This is a genomic window from Myxococcales bacterium (assembly GCA_016706225.1).
Taxonomy (GTDB): domain Bacteria; phylum Myxococcota_A; class Polyangia; order Polyangiales; family Polyangiaceae; genus JADJKB01.
Genome location: JADJKB010000010.1, coordinates 143,518 through 165,132 on the forward strand (window position 1 = coordinate 143,518; position 21,615 = coordinate 165,132).

A 21,615-nucleotide genomic window follows, 5' to 3' on the forward strand; every position below is an offset into this window, starting at 1 on the left:
GATGCTCCGTCGTTCGCTGCCACTGCTCGCCGCCCTTTCGGGGCTCGGCGGGTGTGCCGAACGAGCCGCTCTGCCAGCGACCCCCCGCGGCGGCAGCGAAGCACTCGATGAAGCGAGCTCCGACCACGGGCAGGGTCACGCTCGGGCGCCGGTGGCCGCGGACGTCGTCGAGCGAGCGGCCGCGCCCTTCATCGGGCAGAGGACCGAGGGCGGAGAGCTGTTGCCCAGCGACCAGCTGCTCGACGTGCTCAGTCGCGCCGATCTCGTGTGTGTGGGCGAGGAACACGATGATCCCAGCTCCCATTTTGCGGAGCTGGTGGTCCTCACCGGGCTCTGGGAGCGCAGCCCGATGAACGGGCGCGAAGTCGGGCTGGGACTCGAGATGGTGGCCCGGCCCGAGCAGCCGTTGCTCGATTCCTTCGCCAGGCGCGAGCTCGATGAAAAACACTTCTTGGAGGAGAGCCGCTGGGCCGAGCGCTGGGGCTGGGATTTTGCGTACTACCGTCCGCAGCTCCAGCTGGCGCTCCGGAACAACATCCCGCTGATTGCGCTGAACTCACCGCGCCCGCTCACGCGTCGCATCGCCCGGGGCGGGCTCTCCGCGCTCACCCGCGATGAGCTGAAGACACTGCCGGAGCTCGACCTCGCCGACGCCGAGCACCGTGCGTGGTTCGACGAGTCGACGCGCGCTCACCCGCATGGTGATCCGGACCACATGTACGCGGCCCAGGTCGTGTGGGACGAGACCATGGCCGAGAGCGCGGTCCGTTGGCTCGGCGGCAAGCTGCCCGGACGCCAGCTCGTGATCTTCGCGGGGACGGGACATTGTCGTGACGAGGCCATCCCCAAGCGCGTGCGCCGTCGCTCGCCAGCCCAGGTCGTCTCGGTTCGCGCGCTGCGCGGCATGGACGAGAAGAGCGCGCGCGAGACCAGCGCCGGCTTCGATTTCGTGATGCGCTTCCAAGCCAAGAGCGAGTGAACCGCGCCGCGGCGCCGCCTATTTCGTCAGCGGCTTGAACACCACGCGCGCGGTCATCTTGGTGTTCATCTGCTGGGTCTCGTCGCCCGAGACCACGCTCACCCGGACCTCACTCTTGGTGTCGATGTGACCGTCGGGCGTGCTGCGTCCCAGATCGAACGCGAGCTCGCCGTGGCCGCTGCCCTTCATGCTGGTGAGTTTTGCCGTGGCGCCCTTGGGCAACCCCGGCAGCGCCATGTTGCCCCCCGGCGCGGATTGCTTGAGCTTGAGCTTGATCCGGCCCTTGTCCCCCTCGAGCGCCGACAGCTCGTAGTCGGCGGTCTGTGACAGCCGGATCCCCATCTGATCGATGCGGGTCTTCACCTGCCATTTGGCGCCGACCCCGATCTCTTCCTCCGGAAACGGCGCGCCCATCTGGTCGAAGGTCTGCTGCATCGACGCCAGCGCCTGCTTGAGCGCCGGGTTGTCGATCTTCGAGCCGTCGAGCCGCACCTGACGCACAAAACCCCGGGCATCGACCCGATCGGTGCCGGTCATCTTCGACAGGGCTCCCAGCGCCTTGCCCGCCTGGTCACGCTGCGCCTTGCTCAGGCCCGGCCCTGGCATCAAGCCGACGTCTTCGAGCAACAGCGTGCGCGCGGCGCTGCCGTCGGCAGCCACCTCCTTGACCGTGAGCGCCGCGACCACCCGCACCGCCGGCGCGGTGGGCACATCGGCAGACTCGGTCCCCATGCTCATCTTCATCTTGCTGGTGGTGGTCATCTCCACACGGTCGGTGCGATCCACCACGAACTTGTAACGGACCTTCTGTCGGGGCTCGGCCCCCGCCTCGACCAGCTTTACGCCCCGAGCGTCGGCCTTCGCAGCGGCCTTGCCAGCAGGGGGTCCACTCGGCGAAGCAGCGCTTCCTTCCGCCGCCGGGCTCGCGCTGGCCTCGGGCTCAGCGCTCTCTCTAGGCTCCGCCTCGGCAGCACTGGCACTCGGCGCCGCGCTTGCTGCTGCAAGCGCCGATGCAATGGCCAGCTTCTCGGCGCTCGGAGCGGCAGACGTGACCGGCGCGGGCTGGGGTTTGTTTTCGTCGCAGGCGACGGGCACAGCGCACAGGGCGAGGAGCAGAGCGAGCGGCCGTCGTTCGAAGAGCATCGAGCGCATCAGGCCGCGCACTATGCCTGGCTCCGCCGGGTCGCGCCAGCGCGCCGTCTCGGCCGCGCTCAGCCCTCGACCCGAAACCGCGGTGCAGCCAGGCGCTCGCTCTTGCACTTGGGACAGCGGCTCGGTCGACCGTGGCGCGCGCGCTCCGCGAAGCTGAACGCACACGCCTTGCAGCTCGCGGGCTCGACGACGAGCCGGCGACCGGACGCCGCCAGCGAGAGCTCGAGGTGTCTCAGGTGCTCACCCACTTCATGCTCCGAGATCCGGACCGTCTGGGAGAGCTCTCGCGCAGAGAGTGTCTTTCCCTCGAGCGCCACAGCGATCGCACGACGCGCGGTCTCGGTCTGTTCCCGGGGCTCGCTGCGCCGCTCCGTCACTGTGCGGCCGCGATGGGCAGGGGCACCCGGTCGATGTGTTTGCGCACCACTCGCATGCGCCAATCGACGCCGATCACGTCGCCGTCCGAGAGCGGCTCCCAGACGTTCTCACCCTGGAGCGGCTCGCTGGACACGATGAAGTGATTCACGAAACCGGTGAGTGACGGCGCCTCGCACTCCGCCGACAAGCTGGGACAGGTGTCGCGATCCGCGCAGTGGGTCTTGTGGCTCGACCAGTACAGCTCCTTGCCGCCGTGGGTTGCCACCATCGTGTCGCCATCGGTCACGAGCAACGACAACAGGGCGCGCGCGCTGCCCTCGCCATCACAGATCTCGCGCACCCTCTTGATCGCACCCTTGAGCGCCGACGACACGTCATCGACGTCGTGTCTCCGTCCGAGGGGCCCGTGAGCGCTCAGGAACGACAAGAAGATCAAGAACACCACCTCGCTGTCGGTGTCCCCGAGCACGAAGCGGCGCAACCGCGGTGCGATCTCGGCGGTGAGCGCCGCCTTGTGCCGCGCGAACTCAGGGATGTCACCGTTGTGCGCAAACACCCAGCGGCCGTACTGGAACGGGTGGCAGTTCAGCACGGTCTTTTCGCCCTGAGTCGCCCGACGCACGTGCGCGAGCACGGTCTCGCTCGCCACCACGCCGCTCAATCGATGAAACAGCTGATCGCCGAGGGCGTACTCGGGGCTCTTGGTCACATGCGGTGAGCCGTCCACGTAGAACGCGACACCCCAGCCGTCCTGATGGCCGTTACTCTGTTTTCCGAGGGCGTTCTCTGCCGCCAAGAGAGAGCGGTGAACCTGGCTCGGGATGACACTCCTGAATCCGAAGAGGCGGCACATGGCGAGGCAACAACCAGCATGCCACAGCGCGCGTCAAAACGCTGGAAACCGCGGGATTTGGCCGACTTGCCGGCAATTGCGCCGCCGCGTGCAACCGCCGAACGCGCTCGCTCGTATGCTGTGCGTGACCCCGAAAGACCGCGACAGACGGGCAGCCGTCGAACAACTCCTCGCCCGCCGTGAGTTCATCAAGACCGCCACCACGGGCACTCTGGTCATGGCTCTCGGCGGCGGGCTGTGGCTGCTGGCCGATGATCTGACGCGCGAGGCACGCGCCCAGACCCGCAGCGACGGCCGCCCCCGCTTGCCCCCCGGCCAGCGGGTGATCAAACGCTGGAAACCCATGGGCGGCGACGCGGGGGACGCGAGTCCGGGTGCGTTTCGTCTGAAGGTGCACGGTGCGGTGCAGAGCCCGTTCACCCTCGACATGAGTCAGCTCTTGGCGATGCCACAGACCGAGCTCGGCGTGGACGTTCACTGCGTCACCGGCTGGTCGGCGCTCGGCATCCTGGTGAAGGGTGTGCGGGTGAAGGACCTGGCCGAGCGGGCCAAACTCGCCAAGAACGCCCGCTACGTGATCTTCGAGGCCGCGCACGGCTACACCGCCAACGTCCCGCTCCGGGACGCTCTGGGGCCGAGTGTGGTGGTCGCGCATCGCCTGGACGACAAACCCCTGCCGCGCGCCCATGGCGCACCGGCGCGGGTCGTCTTGCCGGACCTGTACTTCTGGAAGAGCCCCAAGTGGGTCACCGGCATCCGATTCGCCAGCAAGAACGAGCCGGGTTACTGGGAGCAGCGCGGTTATCACAACCACGGTGACCCCTGGAAAGAGGAGCGCTACGGGTGAGCCGCGCAGATGACAGGCCGCGGCGTCTGGCCTGGCGCCCGTGGCTCAGGGCGATGCATCGCGATTTCGGCTACCTCGTGATCGGGCTCACGGTCATCTACGCGCTGAGCGGGCTGGCGGTGAATCACATCGCCGACTGGGATCCGAGCTTCACGCAGATCGACCGCACACACCAGGTCGCGACGCCGTTGCCCGAAGAGGACGAAGCGACGGCCAGCGCGGTGCTCGCGCAGCTCTCGATCAAAGAACGGCCGAACGAGATCTATCGGACGAACGACACCCAGCTCGATCTCGTGTTCGAGCAGCGCACGTTGCACGTCGACACCGCGAGCGGGAAGGTCATCGAAGAGGGGCAGAAGCCGCGTTTTTTCCTGCGCCTCGCCAACTGGTTGCACCTGAACCGGGGCAAGAAGGCCTGGAGCTACGTGGCCGATGGTTATGCCGTGCTGCTCTTGTTCTTGTCCATCTCCGGGCTGTTCATGATCCCCGGGCGCAAGGGCCTGTTCGGTCGCGGCGCGGTGATCGCGCTGATCGGCGCATCCATCCCGGTGGTCTACGTCGGTTATTCGGGAGGTCCCGGCGGACGGGACAAACCCGTGTCGCCGCCTGCAGCGCCGCGCTGACCGGGGCCGAGGCTCGCGCCGCTCCGCGCGCGGGCCTGCTAGGCTCCCGGCCATGCGCCTCGGCTCGCTGATCTGTTTGGGGTTTTTGGCAGCCTGCTCACCCGCCCAAGGGCCAACCGCGCCAGCTTCGAATGCACCGGAGCGCCCGGCCCCGAGCACGAGTCTCGGCTCCGCACCGGCGCCCGGAGCGCCCGTCGTTGCGGACGCCGGCGCAACCGATACCCATCCACCCCTGAGCTGGATCGACGACGACGTGCCGGCGGGCATGGCGCTCGCCAAGAAGACCGGCAAGCTCGTGTTCATCGATACCTGGGCAGAGTGGTGCCACACCTGCATCAGCATGAAGCACTTCGTGCTCGACTCCCCCGCCCTGCGCTCACTGGGTGAGCAGGTCGTGTTCGTGGCGGTCGACACCGAGAAGGAGAAGAACGCCGCCTTCGTCGACCAGCACGCGGTCGACGTCTGGCCCACATTCTTCATGCTCGATCCCGACAGCGGCGATGTCCTCGGATACTGGCCCGGCTCGGGGTCGGTCAAAGAGATGGACGACTTCATGCGCGAGGCGATCGCCGCCCGCGACGCGCGGCGTTCGGACAAACTCGACCCCAAGTCCCCGCTCGCCGCGCTCCTGGCTGGCAAAAAGGCCCAGGCCGCGTCCGCCTACGACCAGGCCGCAAAACACTATCAGGCCGCCGCCGAGCGCGCGCCGAGTGACTGGTCGCGGCGCAGCGAGGCGCTGTCGGGATGGGTCAGCGCGCTCTTCAACGCGGGTCGCGCCGATCAGTGTCTGGACGCTGGCGTGAAGAACCTGAGCAACGTGCGGGGCGCCGCCAAACCCACCGATTTTGCCCGCACCGTGCTCGACTGCGCCGAACACGCAAAGAGCGCAACCAAGGTCAAACAGGCCCGCGTTGCGGTCCGGGACCTCTTGAAGCAGATCGTCGCTTCGCCGCACTCTGAGGCGACGCCGGACGATCGGGCCGACAGCCTGAGTGTGTACGCCGACGTCTTGCTCGAGCTGGGGGACAAGACCACGGCGAGCCAAGCTCTGACCGATCGCCTCGCGCTCCTGCTGAAGGCGGCGAAGGATGCGCCCTCACCCGCCGCTGCCCAGACCTACGACGCAGCGCTCGCCAACGCGTTTCTTGCCATGGGTCGCGCCAGTGAGGCCATCAAGCTGCTCCAGGAGCGCGAGAAACAGCTGCCGAATTCCTACGAACCGCCGGGTCGCCTGGCGGGAGTGCTGCTGGCACTGAAGAAGTATCCCGAGGCGTCGGCGGCCATCGAACGCGCGCTCGCGCACGCGGACGGCCCCCGACGTCTGCGCTTCCTCGAGATCAAGGCGGACATTCTCGCGGCGCGCGGCGACCACGCAGGGCAGGTCAAAGCGCTCGAAGACGCCGTGGCGGGTTACGCCGCCCAGGCCAAGCGGCAGGCGGCAAAACCGCAGCGCATGGTCACCGCCAAGCGCCGACTGGATGCGGCCAAAGCGGAGCTCGCCCGGGCGAAGTCGAACAAACCCTGACGCGTGGTCACAGAACCACGCCTCCGGCCTCGAGAGCGGCGGAGCGCCGGGATTTGTGCGCCGAGTGCCCTGCGGCACGTGGCTTGCTCAATGGACCTGCAAGAGGTTCAAGCCATGTCACCGCGCCCCGTTTCATCCAGCCTGTCGAGTCGCCTTCCGCTCTTGGCCGCTTCGTTGCTCGCACTCGCGAGCTGCAGCCAGCACGTGATGGTTTCGAAGGCACCGAAGGCCAACGCCACCCGTCCAGCGGCCAGCGAGATCAACGGCGCAACGGCCCAGAAGCCGCCCGCGATGGTGCCCCGCAGGGGCGCGCACGCCGTGCTCTCCACCGAGCGGAGAGCCTTCGTGTTGACCGACGACGACATCGGCCCGAGCGTGAGCCGCTCCCGAGAGCTACTGCCCGGCGGGTTTGCGCTCGAGATCGAAACGGCCGCTCCCCGACCCACGCGCACGTTCACCCTGGTGGGTCCGGAGGGGCACTGCAGCGCTCACGCAACCCGCGCGGTGCGGGTCAGCCTCGACCTCGGCGGATACTCCGGAGCGTCGATGCCCGGCGCGCGGCACTCCGGGTTCGAGATCGAAGGCTGCGCCTCGCTGGTCGCGACGCACTCGTTCTTGCTCGCCCTCGATGGCGATGATCCCCGGGCAGCGTGGGTCCATCCCGCCCACGTCGGCGAGTCGGAGGTCCCCGCCGATCGCCGCTCCGGCGAGAGCCAGGTGTTCTTGCACCGCTTCGCCTTGCCGATGTCGGAGCTCGAAATCGTCGAGCGCAGTGTGCTGCGCAACGTCACCGCCAGCTGCAGCGAGGAGCGCCGCGACGTGCTCGTCGTCGACGAGCTCGATCACCCGGTGGCGCAGCACACGGGCTTCATGCTGCGCGGCGCGCTCAGCACCTCCGCCGGGCCGCTCCTGGTCCTGGTCGGCCACGACGAACCCGAGGCGCTGCGCGTGGTCGAGCTCGGGGTGATCGACACCCGAATCACCCTCGACACCCACATGCACCTGTTCCAGGACGTCGAACGCGCCAGCTGCTGACGCCGGCCAAGCACGCTCGCCCACCCGCGCGAGACCCTTGGCTACTCGCTTCGCAGAGATCGCCTTCCCGTGAGTCCCTCTGCCCCCCGCGTTGGCAGCGGGCGCCGCGGGCGGCTCAGGTGCTCATCAGGCTGCGTGCGATCTGCGAGATCTGGATCTCGTCGGTCCCGCCGTAGATTTGCAGCACCTTGGCGTCGCGGGCGAGTTGCTCCACCTGATACTCCGACATGTAGCCGTTGCCGCCGAATAGCTGCACCGCCTCCAGCGCGACCTCCATCGCGCTCTGCGCGCAGTAGAGCTTGCACGCACTGGCTTCGGCGAGCGTCATGGCCTTGCCCGCGCCCGCCAGCTCGATCACCCGATAGACCAGGTTCTGAATGTTCATGCGCGCGACTTCCATCTTGGCGAGCTTGAGCTGGATCAGCTGAAACTCCCCGATCGGACGCCCGAACTGCACCCGCGTCTTGGCGTACTCGACCGACAAATCGAGGCACTGCTGGACGATGCCGAGCGCCATCGCCACGACCCCCGTGCGCTCGGACTTGAAGGTGTCCTTGGCGCCGGTGCGGTACGAGATTTCTTCGGTCTCGCCGAGCAGTCGATCGCGAGTCACGTACACGTCGCTCAAGAACAGCTCGCCGGTGGGGGACGAATGCATGCCCATCTTCCGGAGCGGCTTGGTCTGTTCGAGACCCTGCATGCCCTTCTCGACTACGAATGACAGCACCTTGCGATCCTTGGCGTCGTTGCCCTCGTCCAGCTTGCAGATGAACACGATCGTGTCCGCCCATGGGCCGTTGGTGATGAAGGTCTTGTTGCCGTTCAGCAGGTACCCGTCCTCGTGGCGTCGCGCGCTCGCCTTCATCTGCCCGAACGCATCCGAGCCCGAGCCGGGTTCGGTGATGGCCCAGGCGCCGATCTTGTCGAGGGTGAGCAGATCCTTGGCCCAGCGCTCCTTCTGAGCACGAGTGCCCCGGCTCATGATGGTCGCCGCAGTGAGACCTGCGCTGACGCCGAGCGCAGTCACCATGCCGGGGCTGTGACGCGACAGCTCGATGATCGGAATCATCTGCATGGCGGCCATCTCCCCGGCCATCGGGTTGACCCGAGGCGCGCGCGGCTCGTCCGGCTCGGCAGATTTTCGCTCTGCCTTCTCCAGATCCGCCTCGTAGCGCATCATGGCCATTTCGCGCAGGCCAAACGTGGCGAACATCTTGCGAAGCACCTCGTAGGGCGGCGTGTCGCCGTGCTCGAGCTCCTCACGCCGCGGTTTGATCTCCGCGTCGACGAAGCGCCGGAACGAGTCGCGGATGGCCAGGTGTTGCTCGCCCCATTCGATCATTGGTCTTGGCTCCTCCGCGCCGCCTGACGCGGCGACGCATCCTACCCTCGACTCGCCGAGTTTTCGCCACGAGACTCGAGGGCCGCGCGCCGCCTTTACGACGCCAGGAGCGTGTGCCAGATTTGCGCGAGTTTTGACCGACCCCGACGAGCTCACGCAGTTTGGCGCGGAGTTTTCCGCGTGGCTCGCCGCCAATCGGCCGGCGCCACCGAGCTTCAAGCTGCCGCAGACCTTCCTGGAGGTGGAGAGCGCCGATCAGATGGCGTACCACCGGGATTGGCAGCGGAAGGTCTACGACGCCGGGTACCTCGGCTTCGACGTACCCGAGGCCTACGGCGGGCGTGGCATCGAGCCCGAGAAGAAACGCGTCGTCGAGGCAGCGCTGGCGCAGGCGCGCGCGCCCTTCTTCGTCAACTTCCTGGCGCTGACCTGGGTAGCGCCGACGATCTTGACGTTCGGCACCGAGGCTCAGAAGTCCCGCCTGCTCGCGCCGCTGCTGCGGGGCGACGAGATCTGGTGTCAGGGTTTCAGCGAGCCCAACGCCGGCAGTGATCTGGCGAGCCTCCGCACCCGCGCAGTGAAGACCGCTGAGGGTTGGGAAATCTCCGGGCACAAGGTCTGGACGACCCTGGCGCACTTTGCCAAATGGATGATCCTGCTTGCGCGCACCGATCCCGACGCCAACAAGTACGCGGGCCTCTCCTATTTCCTGTTCCCAATGGACGCTCCGGGAGTCAGCGTTCAACCCCTGATCAAGATGACGGGCGAGGGCGGCTTCAATCAGGTGCTGTTCGACCGCTCGCCGATGCCCCGAGACTGCCTGCTCGGCGAGGAAGGACAAGGCTGGAACATCGCGCTCACGACGCTGATGTTCGAACGCGGCGCGGCCGACTCGAGCTCCCGCGAGCGCTCGTCCGCGCTGCTCGAGCAGCTCAAGCGGCTGGTCTCACTGGCGCAGCGAACCCAGCGCAACGGCAGGCCCATCGCCAGCGATCCGGTGTTCCGAGATCGCCTGGCCACGCTGTGGATCGAGGCGGCCGCCATCGGTTTCTCTGGCACCCGTAGCGGAGTCTCGGATCTGGTCAAGGAGCGACCGCTGGCGTTGCCGCTGATGAACAAACTCGTTGCATCCGAGTGGAACCAGCGGGTAGCGGAGCTCGCCTGCGAGATGCTCGGGCCCGACGCCGCTCTTTCGGCCGAGGACGCGCGGGCCCCCGACCGCGGCGAGTGGCCCCGCGCGTTCATGAATTCCTTCGGCATGACGATCGGCGGCGGCACCAGCGAGATCCTCCGCAACATCATCGGGGAGCGGGTGCTCGGCCTGCCCAAGAGCAAGTGAGCGAAACGTGAGCGACAGCGACCGCACTCTGGCCCCGCCCAGCGAGCACCTGCTCCGCGTGCCCGCGCTGCCCGCCGACATGGGATACGGCGAGGAGCACGCGATCCTGCGCGGCAGCGCCCGGCGACTGCTCGCGGAGAAGAGTGACCTCGGTGTGCTGCGCCGGCGGCTCAGCGAGGAGAGTGGTCATGATCCGGCGCTCTACCGGGAGATCGCCGAGCTCGGCTGGCTCGCGGTGGGCTCACCCGACGGCGGTGGGCTGTCCCCGATGCACCTCGGCGTGCTCTGCGAAGAGATGGGTCGGGTGTTGTTTCCGTCCCCCTTCCTGCCGACGGTGCTGTGTCTCTCTGCCCTCGAGGTGGGAGGGAGCGCGGCCCAGTTCGCTGCGCACTCACCCGCACTCGTGGCTGGCCAGACCATCGGAACTGTCGCGTCCGACGAGCCACGCGGAAACCTCGACGGCGAACCGTCATCCACCCGCGCCGAGCACTCCGGTGACGTCGTGCGCCTGACGGGCGAGAAGGTTCACGTGCTGTACGGCGCGCAGGCCTCCCTGGTAATCGTTCCCGCGCGCGAGGCAGGCGGCGGGTTCGGCCTGTATGCGCTGCCGCTGCCGTGCCCCGGCGTCCGCGTCGAAAGCCAGACCAGCGTCGACGCCTCGCGCCCGACGGCACGGCTGCAGCTTCACGGCGTAGAGCTGAAAGCGAGCTGCCGCCTCGACGGAGATGCGGGCGGCGCCCTCTCGGCGATGCAATCGCTCGGAGCGACTCTGACCGCCGCGGAGATGCTCGGCGCCGCGGACGCGGTGCTCGAAATGACCCGCGCCTACGCGTGTCAGCGTGAACAATTCGGGAAGGCCATCGGCAGCTTTCAGGCGGTCAAACACCCCTTGGTCGACGTCATGCTCGGCGTCGAGCTGGGGCGCAGTCTGCTCTACGGAGCTGCCACCCTGCTCAGCAGCGGTTCCCTCGACGAAGCCAGCGTGGCCGCGCGCATGGCAAAGGCGCATGCCTCCGACGTGCTCGCGAACGCCGTCAAGCGCGGCGTCCAGCTGCACGGCGGCTTCGGCTTCACCTGGGACGCAGACGTGCACTTCTTCTTCAAACGCCTGCTGTCTTCTCGGGCCGCCTTCGGCGACGCCGCCCACCACCGCAAGAAGTTGGCCGCGCGCCTGCTGGGTCCGCTGCCTGACGACGCGTGAAGAATAAGCCGGAGTCCTCCGCGACGTTGGTCGACGGTCGCTTCAGCGTGCCGGAGCAGGCCGACGGCCTGTGCCTGGACCGCTTGCTCAGGGACAGCCAGCCGGGCTCGGCCTGGTCGCGGGTGCGCCGCGCCATCGAGACTGGCAAGGTCAACGTCGATGGGGAGCGTGTCACCGATCCAACCCGGAAGCTGCGGGCGGGGCAGACCGTCGTGCTGACGTTGTCGGCCCGCTCCGCGACGCCCGCGTCGAGCACGGCGCCGACCATCGTGCACCTGGACCGCGACCTCGTGGTCGTGGACAAACCTCCACTCGTCAGCACGGTGCCCTTCGATCACAACGAGCGAGACACCCTGGTCGATCGAGTGCGGCACGAGCTCAGCCGTCGCGAGCGCCGACCGTTGCCACCGCTCGGGGTCGTGCAGCGCCTGGACAAGGAGACGAGCGGCCTCGTGGTCTTTGCCAGGACCCTGGTGGCCAAGCGCCACCTCAAGCAGCAGCTACGCTTTCATACGGTTCATCGTCGCTACGAGGCGTTGGTCCACGGCGTGGTCTCCGATCAGATCTTTCGCTCGCGCTTGGTCGAAGACCGCGGCGACGGTCTGCGTGGCTCGACGGACAATCCACGGCTCGGGCAAAGCGCGGTGACCCACGTGCGCTTGCTGAGCGCGTTCACGGGCGCCGCTCACCTCGAGTGTCGACTCGAGACCGGACGCACCCATCAGATCCGCATCCACCTGTCCGAGGCCTCACACCCACTGATCGGCGAGCGGGTCTACGTGCGCGGCTTCGCAGGCCCGCTCATCGAAGCCCCTCGCCTCATGTTGCACGCGCGAGAGCTGGGCTTCGTTCATCCCGCGACCGACGAACCGGTGCATTTCAGCGCCGAGCTGCCGGACGACTTCCGCGCGCTGCTCGCCAGACTCGAGAACCTCTGAACGACGCGGGCCCGCACCCTGCTCATTCCGGGGCGATCTCGAGCTGGGTAATGGCCTTACACTTCACGTCCACGGTCTGCCCTTTCGAGCGCCAGCTCGGGGGTTCGTTCTCACCCAAGCGAACGAAACGCAGCCCGCAGCGCGCTTTGTTCTGCCGGTTCGTCGGGCCGACCTTGAACCCTGTAGCGTAGACGTCGACCGCCGCCGACGAGCGAACCACCAGATACCCCTCGTCCCACGCCAGCTCCGAACCGTCTCCGCCGCCGGCAGTGTCGACGGCAGGCAACGCCGCCGCTCCGGTCTGCGAGCTTGCGTCCATTGCCACCGCTGCATCGGCATCCGGCGCGGCCGGCGGCGCGGCGCTGGCCGCCGCGGACGGCGCAGCGGACACGGGCGGTGGCGCCGAAACCGCGGCGGACTCTGCCGAGGGCCGGGTTGGCGGCGGGGCGCGCGGCGGCAGCGGCGTCGGATTCGAGGCAGGGTGAACACCAGCTCCGGCGCGGGCAAAGGGGCCGATACCAAGGGCAAACAGCGCCGCGCCTGCGACGCCGAGCAAGAGCAGCACGAGTGCGACTCCGAGCACGGGCGAGAAACGCCGACCTCCTGCTGCCGCGGCGGCCGCCGGTGAAGCGGGAGCTCTGTCTGCTGCGAGCAGGGTTGGGTTCTCGGCAGCGGCGAATGCGGGAGTCAGCGGCTCGAGCGCGGCTGGTCTTGGCGCGGCAGGCACCTCGACCTGCTGCATGTCCGTCAACGATGGCGCGCGGCGGGTCTCGAGCTCGCGACCCGATGGCACCACCGCATCGTCGAGATCGGCGATGGACTCGAGTGTAGGCGGAGCTTCGGGTTTCGACTCGTCGCTCCGCACAGGCAAGCTCTGCATCGCCACTGCGGGACCATGGGCCACGTCGATGGAGACCGACGGAGACGAAACAGAAATGGCCGCGATGTGTGAGTCGCTCTCCTGATCTGGTTGGCTCGCGCGGACATCACCCAGCGTCTCGTCGAGCAAGCGGGCCACCGCCGCCGGGCCGCGCCGGGTCGACCGCACGAACGTGCCGACGCGTTCGTTCCAGAGCTCCAGGCTCGGACCGAGGCCATCCGTCAGTGCGACGCCAAACCCCGGAGGAACGGGCGCCCGCGAGCCGGGGTCGTACCTGCGCCGCCAGGCGACCCGCCCTTCGAGCCGCACCCGACGCTTACCGCGCGGGGGTCGCAGCTCCAACCAGACCTCGTTCTCCGCCGGCGGCGAGAGGGTGCGAACGTAGAGGCCCTTTTGGCTGATGTTGTAGCTGAATCCGACGTCCTCGTGCTCGCCGCCGGCGGGTTTGTAAGCCACCATCGTGCCGTAGAGCACGCGCTCGTCCTCACGACTCGGCGGACCTCCCTGTCGCAGCAGCTCGTTCGAGGTGAAGAGCACGTTCTCGGGCGCAGTGGTGTTCACGACGACGCTCAGGTGCTCGATGCCGCTCAAGGTCTCCGCGTGTTTCACGACGTCGCGACGCGAGGACATCACCACCCAGGCGGTGTCCGCGTTTCGCTTGCGGCCCTCTTCGACGAACTTGCGCGCGTCGCCCAGTTCGGCACTCAGGACGACGAGCCTCGGCTCATTCTGCTGCGTGTAATAACGGAGTGCGACGTCATCCAGGGCAAACTTGACATCGTAGCCCGCGTTCATGAGCACCCGGCCGATCACGTCACAGCGGGAGTGGTCCTTGTCCGCAACGACCGCCATGCCGTGGGACGCATCCGTCAGCTGCGATTTGTCGGGCAGGGCCTTGACGCGTTCGATGAGGTGCACCCCTAGCGCGCTCGGGATGACATCATCGGCGCCTTGCGCGTAAAGCCGCTCGACCAGCGCGTCCGTCGGCTCGGCCACCAGGGCAATGATGGGCACACTCGACAGGTTCTTCTTGGAGCGGACCTTGCGGCAGATCTTCTCGGCGTGAACGAGCCCGGCGTCGAACACGACCACCTTCGGTTCATGTGCATCGAGCCAGGTCAGCACCATGTCGACCTTCTCGAACGCGGCCAGATCGAGCCGCGTGACCGTAGCGATGGCTCCGAACGCGCGTTTCTGCTCTGCGTCGAGCTTGGCGAGAACCGAGAGATACCCCATCGAACGGTCCCTTCATCCTAGCGCGACCCGCGGCGGGGCTGGGAAGCTGCTTCTCGTACTCGTGGTTCCGGTGCTACTCTCTCAACTGATCGTGCAGCGCCTACTCCTCGGGCCATTCGTGCTCTCAGCGCTCGTGTCGTGCGAGAACGGCACCGCCGCCCCGGACGCGACCCGAGCACCCCAAGCTCGTGTGCAGGCGCTCGAGAGCAGCGCCGGCGCCACGCCCCGCATCGCACTCTTCGCGACGGCGCCCGGCGCGAGCGAAACTGCGCTCTTTTTCACGCCGCCCGGCGCGAGCAGCATCGGGACGCCCGTCGCTCGCTTCGAACACGCGCCGGACGCGGAGGTGCGCGGCGCCGTGCTTGGCAATGGCAGCCGCGTCGTTGCAGTCGCCGACATGGAGCGGCGGACCGACGTGTCCTTCGGCGCGTGGCTCGTGCGGCTCGAGCCCGAGAAGAGCGCCGTCGTGCTCGCCAAGGACGTGAGCCACGCCAGCCGCCCGCTGGTCTTGCCGTCGGGCCGGGTCCTGGTTCAACGCGGAGTGCCCGGCCCGCCGCCGGACCCCGCCGCCATCGAGGCCGGGCAGCTGCGCACGGACGCCCTGCGCATCGACGAGATCGACCCGGAGACCGGCAACGCCCGCACGCTGCACGAGCTCGCGGGTTACATCACGTTCATCGCCGGCCTGCTCGACGACGAAGTGCTGCTCTATCGCGTCCGCTTCGGGCACGCGGATCTCGTCGCCGTATCCGTCACGACGGGCGCGCTGCGTGTCATTGCACCCGAGCTCGTGGCGCTCGCTCGCGATTTCTCCGTCGAGACGAGCACACGCTCGCTGGTCTACACGAACCACGACGACGATGGCTGGCTGGTCGAACGCATCGCCATCGACAGCGGCGTCCGTTCGCCGGTTGCTCGGGCAGCGGGCATGTGGGTGACGCCCCACGTCTGGCCCCGCGGCGGCGTGCTCTTGAACGATGGCAGTGGCGCGACCGTTGCGGGCGGGCCCGGACCCACTCGGCCCCTTGGTCCCGGCTTCGACGAGCTCCGGGCGGTCAGCTCAGATGGCAGACACGTCGCCCTGATCCACCAGAAACCCAGTGATTTTTCGCTGCCCTTCGCCATCGACACCGAGAGCGGCAAGCTGACGGCCATCCCCGCTCCGCCGGCGACGCGGGTCGACATCGCGGGGTTCTTGCCATGAGGGCCCCCGCGTTGCTGACCGGGGTGGCGCTCCTCGTCACGTCCGCGAGCGCAGCGGCGTACTGCCCTTCGTACACGTTGTCGAGCTCGGCGAACTCCCACAACTGCGGCATCGAGGCGATCAAGGGCACGAACCCGAGCATCGCCGCCTGGCAGTCGATCTTCGACGTCGTGGCCAAAGGGCCGACGGCGTGGGGAACCCAGGGCCCGCCGGTCGCCGACATCGGTCAAGGCTGCGGCAAACCGGAGCCGAACCACGACGTGCCGGCGCGATTCCCGTGTGAGCTCTTGAAATCGATCGCGATGGCGGAGAGCGGCTGGACGCAGTTTTGTGTACCCGACACGCCGTCCGATCAGGTCGGCGGTGCGTCGCGTACGATCATCTCCTTCGACTGCGGCTACGGTGTGGGCCAGGTCACGAGCGGCATGCACAAGGGGGAGAACCCCGCCTTCGACCAGCAGCGCGTCGCGGGCGAGCCGACCTACAACATGGCGACCGGTGCCTCGATCCTGGCGGGCAAATGGCGCGCGACCAAGTGCGTGGGAGACAATCAACCCAGCATCGTCGAGCACTGGTACACGGCGGTCTGGGCCTACAACGGGCTCGCTTATTCCAACAACCCGTCGAACCCGACCTACAGCTCCAGCCGTGGGGTGTGGAACCCGGCGGTGGGCGGCGCAGCGCCGTATCAAGAGAAGGTGCTCGGTCGAGTCGAGTACCCGAGCGGCAACCCGGCGTATTGGCCCAGCGTGCCGCTCGCCTACCCGGATCCGGCAGATGTCGGCGGAACGGGCTCGCCACCGAACCTGCCCGAACCGGCCTGCGCTTCGCCGACGAACTGCGGCGCCAAACGCAGCGTTCATACCTCGAACTGTTTCTCGACCGGAACCGGCGGCAGCGGCGGCGCGCCCAGCGGCGGAGGCGGCGCCCCGAGCGGCGGCGGAACGGGCGGCGGCGCGGGAGCGGGAGGCGCGAGCGGGGGTGCCGGGAGCGGGGGCGTCGCCGGTAGCGCCGGCGTTGCGGGCGCGGGCGCACTCGCCGGCGGCGTAGGCCTGGGCGGACAAGCCGGCGCCGGGGCTGCCGGGTTCCCCAATGCGGCGATGCCAAACGAAGACGACGTGAAGGGCGGCTGCGCGTGCGGAGTACCGAGCTCCGGTGGCAGCCCTGGCTCGCTGTTCGCCCTCTATGCCGCCGGTTTGATCCTGGTCGCCCGGCGGCGCGTGCGCTGACGAAAGCCGCTCAGGGTTTCGCCGCCGGCTTCTTCTGCTTCGGCCCAGGGGGCGTCGGCGGGGCTTCGCCATGCGGCCTCTGCGCCCCTCGAATCTTCGAGCGGGAAAAGGGACTCGAACCCTCGACCCCAAGCTTGGGAAGCTTGTGCTCTACCAGCTGAGCTATTCCCGCAATGTCGAGGCGCGAGCATAGCGCCCATTGTCGAGCCCGCAAAGCCCCCAACCTTCGGGACCCCAAACAGTCCCGCTTGACCGGCCACAAAGCGCCCACTAATGCTCCGACAGCCGTGAAGCTCGCCACCGTCACTTCAGCTTGTGAATGCCAAGCTCGCCTCTCGGCGGAGCTGGACGAGAACCAATGCGTGGTTCGTGGGTTTGCCAGCGACCGCCGCCGGGGCAAGACCCGCTCCGCGCCCGCGCACACCATCGAGCCGAAGGCCGAATCGTTTCAGATCGCCTGGGCCTGCTCGCTGTGCGGCAGGAACACCGTTCGCTCGTTCGACGCCGGAGGCCTGGCGTTCATCGAACAAGCGCCCCGGAGCTGACGGCCTAGAACACCGATCAGCGTGCGCTGCTCGTGTTCGGGCGGCCCCGCGCCCCCCGGGCCCGCCCCCCCCCCCCGCCGCCCAGCACCGCCCCCCCCGCCCCGCCCCCCCCCCGGCCCGCCCCCCCCCCCCCCGCGGGGGGGCCCCCCGGCCCCCCCCCCCGCGCGGCGCCGGGGCGCCCCCCGGGGCCGGGCGCGGCCCCCCCGCCGGCCCCCCGGCGGCGCCCGCGCGCCCCCCCCCCGCCCCGGGCCCGCCCCCCGGCCGCCCCCCCCGCCGCCCCGCCCCCGCCGCGCGGCCCGGCCCCCGGCCCCCCCCCCCCCGCCCCCGGCCCCCCCCCCCCCCCCCGCCCGGGGGCCCGCCCCCCCCCCCCCCCCGCCCGCCCCGCCCTCCGCCCCCCCCCCCCCCTCCCCCCGGCCCCCCCCCCGCCCCCCCCCCCCCCCGGGGCGCCCCCCCCCCCCCCCCCCCCCCCCCCCCCCCCCCCCCCCCCCCCCCCCCGGGCGGCGGCCCTGGGACTCACGTGGGGCTGCGCCCCAAACCCCGGCCTTCGGCCGTGCGTTTCGCGCGCGAGCGCCGACCACATTGCAAGTCGCTGAAAACAAACGACGTTCAACCTGTTCGGCGCTCTAGTCGACTACGCGGCTGCTAGGCGCAGGGTGTCGTTCCCCGCCAAGACTGCCGCCAGCAGCCCAGACGTCACGCGCGCTTTGCCGGTGTGTTGCTCGCTGCGGCGAAGCCAGAGCGCCTGCCTCAGCGCAGACAATGCCTCGTCGCGCCGCCCGGCGCGCAGGCACGAGACCGCGTAGAGCGTCCAGAGTCGCGCATCTTCCGGCTCGGCGTAGCAGACCTCCCGCAACACCAACATGGCGCGCCGGTGCTCGCCGCGGCGGCGGTGTCGGCGGGCGCGTGCCAGGAGCTGAGGGGTCTCGGGCAGAAGAGTCGGTTGGCGGTGATTTCGTCGCATGGATTCGTCGAGCGGACGCTGGGCCCGCCCCCCTTGTTGCCTGATTGGATCCGAGCCTCCCCTGCCCTCGCACGCCGCCCCGGCAATGGAAAAGTTTCTCGCGATCCCTAGAACACCGATCAGCTTGCGCTGCTCGTGTTCTAGGATCTTTACGTTGGGGCTGCGCCCCAAACCCCCGGCCTTCGGCCGTGCGCGCTCCGCGCGCGAGCGCCGAACACCTTGCAAGTCCCGGAAAACAAACGACGTTCAACCTGTTCGGCGCTCTAGCGCGCGTCTCACATCGACGCGCGGTAGAGCGACAAGAGGTCATCCTTGGAACACTTGCGCGGATTCGAGCGATGGCAGGCATCCACGAACGCCTTCTCCGCGAGCGCAGGGAGCACGTCCGGCTTCACACCTCCGGCGGCGAGGCCGCCCGGAAGCCCGACCCGGGCCCGCAGGCTCCGGACCGCCGCCGCGCCGCCACCCTCGTCGGCCTCGCCACCCATGAGCAGCGACAGGTGCAGCACACGCTCGAGCACTGCTTGTTCGTTGAAGCGCAGCACGGCAGGTAGACACAAAGCGTTGGCCAGGCCGTGATGCATCCCGAGCTCGCTCGACAGCGGGTGTGCCAGCGAGTGACACGCTCCCAGGCCTTTCTGGAACGCCACCGCCCCCATCATGGCGGCCTTCATCATCGCACCCCGCGCTCCGAGGTCACCGCCCGACTCGACTGCCGTTTCGATGTTGTTCACCACCAGATCCACGCCTGCCAGCGCGATGGCGTCGGCCATCGGATGATCCCCGGTGGCTAGGTAGGCCTCGATGGAATGGGTGAGCGCGTCGAAGCCCGTCGCGGCCGTCACGGCCGCGGGCAGCGTCAACGTCAGCTCCGGATCCAAGATCGCGCACTTGGGCAAAAGTTGGGGAGCGAAGATCACCGTCTTTTTGTTTGAGGATTTCACGGTCAAGACTCCCGCTCGACCCACCTCGCTCCCCGTACCACTGGTAGTCGGCACGGCGATCACCGGCGGAACGTCCCTGGGGATGTGCACGCCGCCATCGATGGCGTCGTCGAGCTCCTCCCACGGGCGCGCGGTCCGCGCGCGCACGGCGATCAGTTTCGCGCAGTCGAGCGGTGAGCCGCCGCCGACGGCCACGATGCCGTCTCCCCGATGCTCGGCGAAAGCTCGGGCGCCCGCCTCGACGTTGGCCTCGCTCGGGTTCGATTCGACCTCGGCAAACACGGCGGTCTCTACGCCGGCGCGGGCGAGCGCGGCCTCGATGCGCTCGGTCAACCCTGCGCCGCGCACACCCGAGTCGGTGACAAGGAGTGCGCGCGTGATACCCGCGAGCCGAGCCTCGTCGCCCGCCCCGTCAGCCAGGCCCGCACCAAAAATTACCCGCGTCGGAAAGCTCCAAATGGTCGGCATCAGATCACCTCGAAGTAACGCTCGAGCTCCCAGCTCGTGACGGCTCGGTCAAAGGCGCGCACCTCCCAGTCTCGGGTGCGCACGTAGTGGTCGACGAACTCCGCGCCGAGAATTGCCCGCGCGGCCTTGCTCTTGGCCAGCAGCTGGTTGGCCTCATGGAGCGTGGTGGGCAGGCGCTCGGCGGCGCCATCTCCCGCGTCGCCCTTCGACTCCGCCGGCAGCGCCAGGTTCTTTTCTATTCCCCACAGCCCCGCGCCGAGGCAGGCGGCCATTGCGACATACGGATTCATGTCCGCGGCGGTCTGGCGATACTCGACCCGCTGCGACCTGGGGTTACCCAGATCGATCAAGCGAATGGCACACGTGCGATTGTCGGCCCCCCAGCTCGGGACGAGCGGCGCCCACACTCCGGGCACGTAGCGTTTGTAGCTGTTGATGGTCGGCGAATAGAGCGCCGTGAGCTCACGCATCAGAGCCATCTGACCGGCGATGTAGGAGCGGAAGAGCGCCGACATTCCCCGGGCTGCGCGCGCATCATAGAACGCGTTCTTGTCGCCGCTCCACAGCGACTGATGCAGGTGGCCGCTCGAGCCCGGCAAGTTGGCGTTCCACTTCGCCATGAAGGTCACACTGAGGCCGTGCCGGTGTGCAATTTGTTTGAGTGCGGTCTTGAACAGCGCAGCTTTGTCGGCCGCCCGGAGCGCGTCATCGTAGCGGATGGCCGCCTCGTAGACCCCGGGTCCGGTCTCCGTGTGCAGCCCCTCGATTTCCACGTCGAAGGTCTTCAGGCCGTCCATGATTTCCCGCATCAGGTCCGCGTCCTGTCCCGAGCGGACCCAGCTGTAACCAAACATCCCCGGGTCGAGGGGCGTGAGCTGGCGAAATCCTTTTTCGTGGAGGCTCTCCCGCGTCTCCTTGAAGAAGTAGAACTCGAACTCCGCACCGAACTTGGCGGTCAATCCGAATTTGTCGGCGCGCGCGATGACCCGGCGCAGGAGCGAGCGAGGACAGGCCGGATGCGGCGCGCCCTTGGCGTCCCTGAAGTCACACAGCATGGCGACGACGCCGGGCTCCCAGGGCAGCATGCGCAGCGTGCTCGGGTCGAGGACGGCATGGGCATCCGGATAGCCGGTGTGCCAACCGGTGACGCGCGCCTGGTCGTACAACACGTCCACGACATCCCAGCCGAAGATGACGTCACAGAACCCAAACCCCGACCCTAGCGCCGAGCTCAGTTTGTCGAGCGAGACATACTTGCCGCGCAGCACGCCGTCGAGATCGAAGCCCCCGATCTTTGCCCGCGTGATCCCCTCGCGAGAGAGATCTGCGACCAGCGACGAGTGCCCATCGGGCAATCGAACTGCGGACGCTGGTTTGGGCTTGGCCACGCGTCGTGTCTTCTTCTTCGTCGCCATGATGAGGCATGGCAATAGCGGAGCGCCCCGCGCGTCGCAATCACCGAAGCCTCGAGCGCTCTCCCGGCCCGCGGCTCAGCTGTCTTCGAACGCCTCACGCACCGTCGCCACCAGCCGCTCAGCCGGATAGGGCTTCGGCAGGTAGCCGACCACGTTGGGCTCCTGCATCAGCGCTACGGGCACGTCCTCTTCGGCATAGCCGCTGGTGATCACCACTCGGGCCAGACCCCCGTCGTCGCGCAAGGCGCGGATCACTTCGGCCGAAGACGTCCCGCGAAGATTGAGATCCAAGATCAGGACGTCGAAGCCAGGTTCGGCCCGCATCGCTGCAACGGCGCGGGCGCCATCCGCCACAGCCTCGGCGAAGAAGCCAAAGTGCCGCAGCAGCGCCGCCGTCAGATCGGCCAGGCGATCTTCGTCGTCGCAGACCAGTACCCGGCAAATGTACGCCGGTGACAGAACCGGGCTCGCTGCCTGTCCCACTTCACACCCCTCTTCCCTGACGGAAATACTATCTCAAC

The 21,615-nt window shown here is 68.4% G+C and carries 20 protein-coding genes and 1 tRNA gene; 11 read left to right on the forward strand and 10 right to left on the reverse strand.

Annotated features, from left to right (window positions below):
• The first annotated feature begins 1 nt into the window (after position 1).
• Entirely contained in the window at positions 2-979 is a 978-nt protein-coding gene (locus IPI67_18545; GenBank protein MBK7582192.1) for a ChaN family lipoprotein, read from the forward strand.
• Between the two features lie 18 nt (positions 980-997).
• Here the strand turns inward: IPI67_18545 and IPI67_18550 are convergent, their stop codons facing one another.
• The 3 genes from IPI67_18550 to IPI67_18560 are packed head-to-tail and all read right to left on the reverse strand — an operon-like array spanning position 998 to position 3,362.
• Positions 998-2,131 (reverse strand): hypothetical protein, encoded by a 1,134-nt coding sequence (locus tag IPI67_18550; protein MBK7582193.1) that lies wholly within the window; start codon positions 2,129-2,131, stop codon positions 998-1,000.
• Positions 2,132-2,190: 59 nt separating this feature from the next.
• Positions 2,191-2,508, reverse strand: coding sequence for a transcriptional regulator (locus tag IPI67_18555; protein MBK7582194.1), 318 nt, complete (start codon positions 2,506-2,508; stop codon positions 2,191-2,193).
• A complete protein-coding gene (locus IPI67_18560) occupies positions 2,505-3,362 on the reverse strand; it encodes a class II glutamine amidotransferase (protein MBK7582195.1) in 858 nt (285 codons plus the stop codon). Before IPI67_18560 ends, IPI67_18555 begins: the two co-directional genes overlap by 4 nt.
• Before the next feature lie 115 nt (positions 3,363-3,477).
• Here IPI67_18560 and IPI67_18565 point away from each other — a divergent pair, with 115 nt between their 5' ends.
• The 4 genes from IPI67_18565 to IPI67_18580 all read left to right on the forward strand — a co-directional run bounded on the left by IPI67_18565 (position 3,478) and on the right by IPI67_18580 (position 7,392).
• Positions 3,478-4,209 (forward strand): molybdopterin-dependent oxidoreductase, encoded by a 732-nt coding sequence (locus IPI67_18565; GenBank protein MBK7582196.1) that lies wholly within the window; start codon positions 3,478-3,480, stop codon positions 4,207-4,209.
• 53 nt (positions 4,210-4,262) lie between these two features.
• Positions 4,263-4,832 carry a PepSY-associated TM helix domain-containing protein gene (locus IPI67_18570; GenBank protein ID MBK7582197.1) on the forward strand — a complete coding sequence of 190 codons (570 nt, stop codon included), beginning with the start codon at positions 4,263-4,265 and terminating at the stop codon, positions 4,830-4,832.
• Between the two features lie 52 nt (positions 4,833-4,884).
• A complete protein-coding gene (locus tag IPI67_18575) occupies positions 4,885-6,357 on the forward strand; it encodes a thioredoxin family protein (protein MBK7582198.1) in 1,473 nt (490 codons plus the stop codon).
• 114 nt (positions 6,358-6,471) lie between these two features.
• Complete coding sequence (locus IPI67_18580) at positions 6,472-7,392, forward strand: hypothetical protein (GenBank protein ID MBK7582199.1); 921 nt, start codon at positions 6,472-6,474, stop codon at positions 7,390-7,392.
• Between the two features lie 115 nt (positions 7,393-7,507).
• Here the strand turns inward: IPI67_18580 and IPI67_18585 are convergent, their stop codons facing one another.
• Entirely contained in the window at positions 7,508-8,734 is a 1,227-nt protein-coding gene (locus IPI67_18585; GenBank protein MBK7582200.1) for an acyl-CoA dehydrogenase family protein, read from the reverse strand.
• Between the two features lie 133 nt (positions 8,735-8,867).
• Between IPI67_18585 and IPI67_18590 the strand changes: the two genes are divergently transcribed.
• The 3 genes from IPI67_18590 to IPI67_18600 are packed head-to-tail and all read left to right on the forward strand — an operon-like array spanning position 8,868 to position 12,212.
• Entirely contained in the window at positions 8,868-10,073 is a 1,206-nt protein-coding gene (locus IPI67_18590; GenBank protein MBK7582201.1) for an acyl-CoA dehydrogenase family protein, read from the forward strand.
• Between the two features lie 7 nt (positions 10,074-10,080).
• On the forward strand, positions 10,081-11,274 hold the full coding sequence (locus IPI67_18595; protein ID MBK7582202.1) for an acyl-CoA dehydrogenase: 1,194 nt from the start codon (positions 10,081-10,083) through the stop codon (positions 11,272-11,274).
• Positions 11,271-12,212 carry an RluA family pseudouridine synthase gene (locus IPI67_18600; GenBank protein MBK7582203.1) on the forward strand — a complete coding sequence of 314 codons (942 nt, stop codon included), beginning with the start codon at positions 11,271-11,273 and terminating at the stop codon, positions 12,210-12,212. Before IPI67_18595 ends, IPI67_18600 begins: the two co-directional genes overlap by 4 nt.
• Before the next feature lie 22 nt (positions 12,213-12,234).
• Here the strand turns inward: IPI67_18600 and IPI67_18605 are convergent, their stop codons facing one another.
• A complete protein-coding gene (locus tag IPI67_18605) occupies positions 12,235-14,328 on the reverse strand; it encodes a hypothetical protein (GenBank protein ID MBK7582204.1) in 2,094 nt (697 codons plus the stop codon).
• 91 nt (positions 14,329-14,419) lie between these two features.
• On the opposite strand from IPI67_18605, the gene IPI67_18610 reads away from it, so the two are divergent.
• Together IPI67_18610 and IPI67_18615 are read left to right on the forward strand one after the other, a co-directional pair.
• Positions 14,420-15,532, forward strand: a complete 1,113-nt coding sequence (locus IPI67_18610) for a hypothetical protein (GenBank protein MBK7582205.1) — start codon at positions 14,420-14,422, stop codon at positions 15,530-15,532.
• Positions 15,529-16,761, forward strand: coding sequence for a hypothetical protein (locus tag IPI67_18615; protein ID MBK7582206.1), 1,233 nt, complete (start codon positions 15,529-15,531; stop codon positions 16,759-16,761). Before IPI67_18610 ends, IPI67_18615 begins: the two co-directional genes overlap by 4 nt.
• Positions 16,762-16,860: 99 nt before the next feature.
• Here the strand turns inward: IPI67_18615 and IPI67_18620 are convergent.
• Positions 16,861-16,933 (reverse strand) — tRNA-Gly (locus IPI67_18620).
• Positions 16,934-17,048: 115 nt separating this feature from the next.
• Here IPI67_18620 and IPI67_18625 point away from each other — a divergent pair.
• On the forward strand, positions 17,049-17,306 hold the full coding sequence (locus tag IPI67_18625; GenBank protein ID MBK7582207.1) for a hypothetical protein: 258 nt from the start codon (positions 17,049-17,051) through the stop codon (positions 17,304-17,306).
• Between the two features lie 631 nt (positions 17,307-17,937).
• On the opposite strand, the gene IPI67_18630 is transcribed toward IPI67_18625, so the two are convergent.
• From IPI67_18630 to IPI67_18645, 4 genes are all read right to left on the reverse strand, one after another.
• Complete coding sequence (locus IPI67_18630; GenBank protein ID MBK7582208.1) at positions 17,938-18,168, reverse strand: hypothetical protein; 231 nt, start codon at positions 18,166-18,168, stop codon at positions 17,938-17,940.
• Between the two features lie 374 nt (positions 18,169-18,542).
• On the reverse strand, positions 18,543-19,679 hold the full coding sequence (locus IPI67_18635) for an iron-containing alcohol dehydrogenase (GenBank protein ID MBK7582209.1): 1,137 nt from the start codon (positions 19,677-19,679) through the stop codon (positions 18,543-18,545).
• A complete protein-coding gene (locus IPI67_18640) occupies positions 19,679-21,094 on the reverse strand; it encodes a glutamine synthetase (protein MBK7582210.1) in 1,416 nt (471 codons plus the stop codon). The genes IPI67_18635 and IPI67_18640 overlap by 1 nt, the downstream gene beginning before the upstream one ends.
• 75 nt (positions 21,095-21,169) lie before the next feature.
• Positions 21,170-21,577 carry a response regulator gene (locus IPI67_18645; GenBank protein MBK7582211.1) on the reverse strand — a complete coding sequence of 136 codons (408 nt, stop codon included), beginning with the start codon at positions 21,575-21,577 and terminating at the stop codon, positions 21,170-21,172.
• Positions 21,578-21,615: the final 38 nt, after the last annotated feature.

Bases quoted from the DNA above. Each gene is read 5' to 3' on its own strand.
- IPI67_18545 (MBK7582192.1), top strand. From the start codon at position 2: ATGCTCCGTCGTTCGCTGCCACTGCTCGCCGCCCTTTCGGGGCTCGGC.
- IPI67_18560 (MBK7582195.1), bottom strand. From the start codon at position 3,362: ATGTGCCGCCTCTTCGGATTCAGGAGTGTCATCCCGAGCCAGGTTCAC.
- IPI67_18575 (MBK7582198.1), top strand. From the start codon at position 4,885: ATGCGCCTCGGCTCGCTGATCTGTTTGGGGTTTTTGGCAGCCTGCTCA.
- IPI67_18565 (MBK7582196.1), top strand. From the start codon at position 3,478: ATGCTGTGCGTGACCCCGAAAGACCGCGACAGACGGGCAGCCGTCGAA.
- IPI67_18570 (MBK7582197.1), top strand. From the start codon at position 4,263: ATGCATCGCGATTTCGGCTACCTCGTGATCGGGCTCACGGTCATCTAC.
- IPI67_18635 (MBK7582209.1), bottom strand. From the start codon at position 19,679: ATGCCGACCATTTGGAGCTTTCCGACGCGGGTAATTTTTGGTGCGGGC.
- IPI67_18615 (MBK7582206.1), top strand. From the start codon at position 15,529: ATGAGGGCCCCCGCGTTGCTGACCGGGGTGGCGCTCCTCGTCACGTCC.
- IPI67_18585 (MBK7582200.1), bottom strand. From the start codon at position 8,734: ATGATCGAATGGGGCGAGCAACACCTGGCCATCCGCGACTCGTTCCGG.
- IPI67_18580 (MBK7582199.1), top strand. From the start codon at position 6,472: ATGTCACCGCGCCCCGTTTCATCCAGCCTGTCGAGTCGCCTTCCGCTC.
- IPI67_18605 (MBK7582204.1), bottom strand. From the start codon at position 14,328: ATGGGGTATCTCTCGGTTCTCGCCAAGCTCGACGCAGAGCAGAAACGC.
- IPI67_18550 (MBK7582193.1), bottom strand. From the start codon at position 2,131: ATGCGCTCGATGCTCTTCGAACGACGGCCGCTCGCTCTGCTCCTCGCC.
- IPI67_18630 (MBK7582208.1), bottom strand. From the start codon at position 18,168: ATGTTGGTGTTGCGGGAGGTCTGCTACGCCGAGCCGGAAGATGCGCGA.
- IPI67_18640 (MBK7582210.1), bottom strand. From the start codon at position 21,094: ATGGCGACGAAGAAGAAGACACGACGCGTGGCCAAGCCCAAACCAGCG.